Origin of the sequence: Janthinobacterium sp. CG_23.3 (assembly GCF_046115965.1) — a bacterium.
Taxonomy (GTDB): Bacteria; Pseudomonadota; Gammaproteobacteria; order Burkholderiales; family Burkholderiaceae_D; genus Janthinobacterium.
Genome location: NZ_JBJXIB010000193.1, coordinates 1 through 6,659, shown reverse-complemented (window position 1 = coordinate 6,659; position 6,659 = coordinate 1). Strand labels below are relative to the sequence as shown.

The following is a 6,659-nucleotide window of genomic DNA, read 5'->3' as shown; positions in this document are numbered from 1 at the left end:
CCCACGTGGCGGAATTGGTAGACGCGCATGGTTCAGGTCCATGTGCCGTAAGGTGTGGGGGTTCGAGTCCCTCCGTGGGCACCATCTACCGGATACGAAGTAAATGAGAAAGCCGCACATTCAGAAATGAGTTTGCGGCTTTTTTCATGTCCTCTGCGACAGATGCCCCGGCAGGCCCGCAACCATGCTTATGCGGCGGCCAAACCCGCCTGCGCCAACGTCGACGCGGCCGTCGCCGACGCTGCCGAGCACGGCGCCACGCGCCAGCACGGCGCCAGCTGCGCGGTATAATTTTCCAGATACCAGCCGTTGCGCAGGAAAGTCGACGCCAGGCCGGAGGCGAGAATCGCCGCCTCGGTGGCGCGGTGTTCGCCGGCCAGCGCCAGCGCCAGCGGCGAGGTGGCGGCGTGCAGCACGCTGGTGTAGGCCAGCAGTTCGACGCCGGCGCGCTTGGCGGCGTCGACCACGTTCCGGTGCTGCGCGGCGCTGTGGTGGGGGAACGAAAAAACCATCATAAGGTTTATACTTACGAATAGTAAGTACGCAGTACAGCCTGACGCCGCTGGGGCGCGAGGCGGCGCAACGGCTGGCCGCGCTGGGCGACTGGATCGAGCAGAGCTATCCGCGCATCGCCTCGGCGCGGGCGGCGCTATCACCCGATGAGGCCGCTTAGGTTTACTCGTCCGGGCGTTGGTGGCACACTAGCGCACAAAGCCGGACGGCTCGCCGCGCCAGCGCCTCAGCTGCGTTGGCCAGTCGCGCCGGCAATCAATAACGAATCGCGATCCATCGCACCGGCAACCAAGGCGCCGCCATGAAACAGCCACTTCCGTCCCAGCCCGCACGCTCAGGCATTTTGCTGATCACCCGCGCGCCCGAGGACATGCACGAGCTGCTGGTCGAACTGGACCGGCACGGGCTGCGCGACGTGCGCGCCCGCGACCTCGACCGCGCCGTCGCGCTGGCCGGCGACGGCATCGCCCTGATCCTGCTCGACGCGGCGTTGGCCGGCGCCGACCTGGCCGGCGCCTATCAACGCTTGATCGGCGCCGCCGGCGGCCACGCCGCGCCGCTGTTCCTGCTGTCGGCCGCGCCCAGCGCCGCCGAGCAAAGCCGCAGCATCGGCGCCGGCGCCGCCGACTACATCAAACTGCCCTGCAACGCCCTTGAACTGACCGAGAAGATCCTGGTCGAACTGGCGCTGCGCGAGGACGCCGGCGGCGCCGGGCCGGCGCGCCCGCCGGTGGCCACCCACCCGCAGACGCTGGAGGTGAACTACCACTCGGTGCTGGCCGGCTCGCCCGAGGCGGTGCTGCTGCTCGACGTCGACAACGACCGCCTGATCGACGTCAACCACCACGCCGTCCAGCTGCTGGGGCGCAGCGTCGACGCCCTGCTGCAAACCAACCTGGTGCGCCTGTGCGCGCCGCTGCAGCCGGGCGGGCGCGCCGCCGCCGCGCTGATCCCCGAAAAGATCGCCCAGGCGCTGGCCGGCGACATGAACGTGTTCGAGGCCGTCTGCCTGGACAGCGACGGGCGCCAGGTCGCCTGCGAGGTGCGTCTGCTGATGCTGTCGGTGCCGGGCCGGCGCCTGGTGCACGTGCGGGTGGTCGACCTGACCGCGCGCAAGCTGGCCGAGGCGCTGCGCGCCGGCCAGAACAGTCTGCTGGAAATGATCGCCAAGGGCGCGCCGCTGGAGCAGACGCTGACGCACCTGCTGCTGATGATCGAGGCGCAGTCGCGTGGCGTGCTGTGCTCGGTGATGCTGCTCGACGACGACGGCCGCCACATGCGCGGCGGCGCCGGGCCTAGCCTGCCGGCCGCCTACCTGGCGGCGCTGGAGGGCGTCGCCATCGGCCCCGCGGCCGGCTCCTGCGGCACGGCGATGTACCGCAAGGGCGCGGTGCTGGTGGGCGACATCGAGCACGACCCGCTGTGGGCGCCCTACCGGGCGCTGGCCGGCGAACACGGCCTGCGGGCCTGCTGGTCGGTGCCGATCCAGGGCCGGGAGCGGGTGCTCGGCTCCTTCGCGATGTACTACCGCGCCGTGCGACGCCCGAGCCAGGACGACCTGCGCCTGCTCGAAGTCGCCGTCCACATCGCCGGCATCGCCATCGGCCGCAGCCGCCACGAGCGCGAGCTGCAGCGCCACCGCAGCGAGCTCGAGGCGCTGGTGGCCCAGCGCACCGCCGCGCTGACCTTGGCCAAGGAACGCGCCGACCTGGTCAACGCCGAGCTGGCCGGCGCGCTGGAGACGCTGTCGCGCACCCAGGGCGAGCTGGTGCGGCGCGACAAGCTGGCCGCGCTGGGTGCGCTGGTGGCCGGCATCGCCCACGAACTGAACACGCCGATCGGCAACAGCCTGGTGGTGTGCAGCACGATGGCCGAGCGTACCCGCCTGCTGCGCGAGGGCCTGGACGGCGGCCTGCGCCGCTCGGTGCTGGAAGCCTACCTCGGCCAGGCGGCCGAGGCCGACGCCATCGTGCTGCGCAACCTGCAGCGCGCCGCCAACCTGGTGTCGAGCTTCAAGCAGATCGCCGTCGACCGCGCCAGTTCGCAGCGGCGCCGCTTCGAGCTGCGCCAGTTTGTCGCCGAGCTGATGCTGCCGCTGTGCGCGCAGTTGAAGGACAGCGGCTTCGCGGTGGACCAGCTGATCCCCGGGCGGCTGCTGCTCGACAGCTATCCGGGCGCGCTCGGCCAGGTGCTGAGCAGCCTGTTCGAGAACTGCCTGCGCCACGCCTTCGAGGGCCGCGAGCGCGGCCGCATCGTGCTGCGCGCCGAGGCCGGCGCCGGCGGCGAGCTGGCGCTGTCGATCGCCGACGACGGCGCCGGCATCGAGCCGGCCCACTTGGGACGCGTGTTCGATCCGTTTTTCACCACCAAACTGGGTTCCGGCGGCTCCGGGCTGGGCCTGCACATCGCCCACAACCTGGTCACCAGCGTGCTGGGCGGGCGCATCGAGGCGGCCAGGGGGGGGGGGGGGGGGGGCCCACCTCCCCCTCACCCCCCCACCACGTGGTCGGGGGGGGGGGGGCGGCACGCAAAGATGGGGCGCGGGTAGTTGATATAGCACAACACCCCCCCCCCCCCCCCCCCCCCCCCCCCCTCCCCCCCCCCCCCCCCCCCCCCCCCCCCCCCCCCGGCGCCCTGAACCGGGGCGGCGCGCGGGGCGATTCGCCAGCGCCGCCGAATTGCTGTACGCTGTGAGGCAACAGAACTGCCGCAGCCCGGCAGGACGGCGGCCCCGGCCGCCTCGACAAGGACTCTGCATGCCATCGAACAGCATCGCGACAATCGGCGCCGCCGCCACGCTGCTGGCCCTGTGCGCCGCGGCGCTGGCCGGACCGGCGCCCTGGTACCAATACCGCAGCAAAATCGACGGCCAGTACGCGTGCTCGCAATTTCCGCTCGGGCCGGGCTGGGAGCGGGCCATGGGGCCGTACAAAGATAGCCGTTGCGAAAAATTGCTGCTTGCTAAATAATGGGGCCATAACAACACGGGGCAGCCGGACAAACAGCCATCACGTCGCAGCAATCGAGAAGATCATCGTTTTAACTGAGTTCACACTGAGGAGACTACATGTTCACCAATCCCGAGCAATTCGCGTCCGCCACCAAAGCCTTGTTTGAATTTCAACTGATGACTTTTAACGCCCTCACCAGCAAGGCCGTGCAAGGGGTCGAGCAAGTGGTCGCGCTGAACGTCGCCACCGCCAAGTCCGGCGTCGAGGACTCCATGGCGGCCGGCAAGGAGATCAGCCAGGCCAAGGACCCGAAGGCGGCCCTGGAGGCGGTCGGCGCGCAGGTGCAACCGGGCGTCGCCGGCGTCACCGCCTACCACCAGCAGCTGGGCGAAATCATCAAGGACATCCACAACGAATTCACCAGCGCCGCCGAAGCCCACGTCGCCGAGGCGAAAAGCAACCTCAGCGCGTTGATCTACGACGTCACCAAGAACGTGCGCCCCGGCTCGGAGAACGCGGTGGCCATCATCAAGACGGCGATCGACAACGCCTTCCTCGGCTACGAGCAGGTGACCAAGGCCACCAAACAGGCGGTGCAAGCGGTCGAGGAGCAAATCGCCAAGGCCGCCGAGCAGGTCGCGACGACGCAGGAACAGGCCGCGAAACCGGCCGGAAAATAATACGCGCGCCTACCACGCTAACCATCCACCCAGGGCGAAAAGCCGGGGGTCAGACCCGCGGGCCTGACCCTAGGGCCACGCCCCTGGTGTCAATCTCCCCCGCCACACCGCTAAATTCCCTGTGCAAGCGCGCCGCGACACGATAGACTGTATAAAAACACAGTTAATCTCGCTCCGCCATGCTCAAAACCCTTGAAAACCCGCTGTACTACCTGGATAACTTCCATCGGGTGCTGGAGTGGATAGGCGAGCGCTACAGCGACTTGCTGACGGCCGAGGAAGCCGCCTTCATCGCCCGGTTCCCGCTGTTGCCGCAGCCGTCGCGCTCCTTGTTCGTGCGCATGGTCATGCGCAAGGGCTGCCTGTTCCGCGCCAGCAAGCTGGTCTACGCCGAGGTCGGCGACACCCACGCGGCCGCGCTGCCGCTGCTGGCGCTGGGCTGGATCGAGAACGACCCGCTGCTGACCATCGAGCAATTGTTCGACCTGTTGCTGAAGCCGGAAATCGGCGCCGTCTTCCGCCTGTCGCTGCACGAAAAGGGCGCGCGCAAGGCCGAGCAGTTGGCGGCGCTGCGCGCCGAGTACGCCGGCCAGTTCCGCTTTTCGGCGTGGTACGAGCGTTCGGGCGACCACCTGTACCACGTCGTCGGCAAGCCGCTGTGCGACCGCCTGCGCCTTATCTTCTTCGGCAACTTCACCCAGGACTGGACCGAGTTCGTCCTGTCCGACCTGGGCGTGTACAAATATGAAAAGGTCGAGTTCTCGGCGTCCTCGCGCGGTTTTCGCAACCGCCGCGATATCGACGACTACTTGGCGCTGCAGCGCTGCCGCGAGCGTTTCAACGACAACGAGCCGGCCGCCGAGGTACTGCGCGAGCTGGCCGCCAGCGCGCTCGACAACGACTGGCTGGCCAGCCGGCGCGAGAAGCTGCTGTTCCAGATCGCCCAGCACCTGGAAAAATGCCGGGACTGGGACGCCGCCTTCGACGCGTATTCGCGGTGCGCCTATCCGGGCGCGCGCGTGCGCGCCATCCGCGTGCTGGAAAAGAGCGGACGCGAGGCGCTGGCCTTCGAGTGGCTCAGCGGCGCCTGGCAGGCGCCCGAGGGCGAGGCCGAGCGCCAGCACCTGCTGCGCATCGCGCCGCGCCTGCGCCGCAAGCTGGGCCACGCCAAGCTTGCGGCGACGCCGGCCGCGACGGTGCCTCGGGTCGACCTGAGCCTGCCGCCGCCGCCGGCGCCCTGCTACGTCGAGGCGGTGGTACGCGACCATCTGAGCAGCGCCGACGCGCCGGTGTATTACGTCGAGAACGCGCTGATCAATTCCCTGTTCGGGCTGCTGTGCTGGGGCGCCGTGTTCAAGGCGATACCCGGGGCCTTCTTCCACCCCTTCCACCGCGGCCCGGCCGACCTGCACAGCGCCGATTTCCAGCGCCGCCGGGCGGCCGAGTTCGACGCCTGCCTGGCCGAACTCGACAGCGACAAGTACCGCCGTACCATCCGCGCCAACTACGCCGGCAAGGCCGGCCTGCAGTCGCCGTTCGTCAGCTGGGAAGTGCTCGACGAAGCGCTGCTGGCGCTGGCGCTGGACTGCATCCCGGCGGCGCATTTGCGCAAATGGTTCGAGCGCATCCTGCTCGACATCAAGGCCAACCGCAGCGGCTTCCCCGACCTGATCCAGTTCTGGCCGGCCGAGAAGCGCTACCGGATGATCGAAGTGAAGGGGCCGGGCGACCGCCTGCAGGACAGCCAGAAGCGCTGGCTCGACTATTGCGCGCGGCACGACATGCCGGTCAGCGTCTGCTATCTGCAATGGAGCGGGGCCGGCGCTTGAACGACGAAACCCCGTACGTCGTCGCGGTGCGCGCGCTGTGCGAATTCACCGCCAAGGAAGGCGATCTGGATTTGCGCTTCACGCCCTCCCCCTCGGCCCAGGAAGGCATCGCCGGCCACGCGCTGGTGACGGCGCGCCGTGGCGCCGGCTACCAGCGCGAAGTGAGCCTGGCGGGCGCATTCGGCGCGCTGCGCGTGCGCGGGCGCGCCGACGGCTACGACCCGGAGGGCGGCCAACTCGACGAGATCAAGACCTACCGCGGCGACTTGGCGGCGATGCCGGCCAACCACAGGCAGTTGCACTGGGCCCAGGCGCGCATCTACGGCCACCTGCTGTGCCAGAAGCTGGGCCTGGCCGAACTGCGCCTGGCGCTGGTGTATTTCGACATCGGCAGCCAACAGGAAACGCTGTTTTACGAGGACCACGGCGCCGCCTCGCTGCAAGCCTATTTCGAGCGCCAGTGCGGCCTGTTCCTGGCCTGGGCCGAGCGGGAGATGGCGCACCGCGGCGCGCGCGACGCGCAATTGCGCGCGTTGCGCTTCCCGCACCCGCAATTCCGGCCCGGGGGGGGGGGGGGGGGGGGGGGGGGGGGGGGGAGGGGGAGAGGGGGGGGGGGGGGGGGGGGGGGGGGGGGGGGGGAGGAGGGAGGGGGGGGGGGGGAGGGGGGGGGGGGGGGGAAGAAGGTA

At 69.5% G+C, this 6,659-nt stretch carries 6 protein-coding genes and 1 pseudogene; 5 read left to right on the top strand and 2 right to left on the bottom strand.

The features are described 5' to 3' along the window. Positions 1-188 precede the first annotated feature (188 nt). The gene (locus ACFDR9_RS26385; protein ID WP_327076058.1) at positions 189-515 is read right to left on the bottom strand and encodes an NmrA family NAD(P)-binding protein; all 327 of its coding nucleotides are present in this window, start codon (positions 513-515) and stop codon (positions 189-191) included. 299 nt (positions 516-814) lie between these two features. Between ACFDR9_RS26385 and ACFDR9_RS26380 the strand changes: the two genes are divergently transcribed. After that, the gene (locus ACFDR9_RS26380) at positions 815-3,061 is read left to right on the top strand and encodes an ATP-binding protein (RefSeq protein WP_409032895.1); all 2,247 of its coding nucleotides are present in this window, start codon (positions 815-817) and stop codon (positions 3,059-3,061) included. Here the strand turns inward: ACFDR9_RS26380 and ACFDR9_RS26375 are convergent. Further along, the gene (locus ACFDR9_RS26375; protein ID WP_409032894.1) at positions 3,001-3,276 is read right to left on the bottom strand and encodes a hypothetical protein; all 276 of its coding nucleotides are present in this window, start codon (positions 3,274-3,276) and stop codon (positions 3,001-3,003) included. The genes ACFDR9_RS26380 and ACFDR9_RS26375 overlap by 61 nt on opposite strands. Between ACFDR9_RS26375 and ACFDR9_RS26370 the strand changes: the two genes are divergently transcribed. The 4 genes and pseudogenes from ACFDR9_RS26370 to ACFDR9_RS26355 form a co-directional block, all read left to right on the top strand. Next, on the top strand, positions 3,270-3,482 hold the full coding sequence (locus ACFDR9_RS26370) for a hypothetical protein (protein WP_017876209.1): 213 nt from the start codon (positions 3,270-3,272) through the stop codon (positions 3,480-3,482). The two genes, ACFDR9_RS26375 and ACFDR9_RS26370, sit on opposite strands and share 7 nt — an antisense overlap. 98 nt (positions 3,483-3,580) lie before the next feature. Continuing rightward, positions 3,581-4,144 carry a TIGR01841 family phasin gene (gene phaP / locus ACFDR9_RS26365; protein ID WP_017876210.1) on the top strand — a complete coding sequence of 188 codons (564 nt, stop codon included), beginning with the start codon at positions 3,581-3,583 and terminating at the stop codon, positions 4,142-4,144. A 179-nt stretch (positions 4,145-4,323) separates the two neighbouring features. Beyond that, complete coding sequence (locus ACFDR9_RS26360; protein WP_327076060.1) at positions 4,324-5,973, top strand: VRR-NUC domain-containing protein; 1,650 nt, start codon at positions 4,324-4,326, stop codon at positions 5,971-5,973. Beyond that, positions 5,952-6,659, top strand: a pseudogene (locus ACFDR9_RS26355) (hypothetical protein); the annotation flags it as partial. The gene ACFDR9_RS26360 and the pseudogene ACFDR9_RS26355, both read left to right, overlap by 22 nt.